1 protein-coding gene is annotated in these 599 nt (G+C 51.3%); it reads right to left on the bottom strand.

Annotated elements, in window-relative coordinates; genetic code table 11:
* A partial coding sequence (locus tag DT603_RS15820; protein WP_343037785.1) for an MBL fold metallo-hydrolase occupies positions 1 to 589 on the bottom strand: 589 nt, incomplete at its 3' end.
* Positions 590 to 599: the final 10 nt, after the last annotated feature.

The following is a 599-nucleotide window of genomic DNA, read 5'->3' as shown; positions in this document are numbered from 1 at the left end:
GTATAAAGGGTTCACCCGGTGCCAGTACTTTAATGCGGCCTGGATTAATAACTGCTTTGGCCAGTTTTTCAGGATCTCCGTTAAACGGATTAAAATCCGGCGCGTCAACCGATCCCCAATGGCAGAGTAGCAGTGGCGTGTTCGGATACGCATTGGCAATTTTTACCGCACCCTCGAAGGTGAAATGCCATTCACTGTCCGAAAAATCGAAAAAGATAGCATCAGGTGTTGGCCGGGTAAGGTGGTGATTAGCAATCAGGCGAGAATCACCGGGTGCCCAAATAACACCATCGGGCGTTTCGATCCAGAAGCCGCAGGCATCCTCATTCTTGAAATGGCGCTTACTCATGCCCGGATAGGCATTCTGATAGGCATGGTCGGCTGGCGTTAGGGTAACTTTCACCGGCCCGACGGTAAAATGATCTCCAATGGTATGACCGAAAGCAGGCAGGCCCAAATTCTGCATCAATGAATCGACGTAGATTGTCGAGTGGTAAGCTTTAGTCGCTCCTTTCAGATCCAGATTGGTTGGAACGCTGAAGTGATCGTTGGCAGCGTGGTTGACCAGTACGGCGTCCAGCTTAGGCACGGCTGTGGGC

The organism is Pseudoxanthomonas gei (genome assembly GCF_010119615.1).
Classification (GTDB): domain Bacteria; phylum Pseudomonadota; class Gammaproteobacteria; order Xanthomonadales; family Xanthomonadaceae; genus Pseudoxanthomonas_A; species Pseudoxanthomonas_A gei.
Note: the sequence above shows the minus strand (reverse complement) of the source record. Positions and strands in the feature narration are given on the sequence as shown.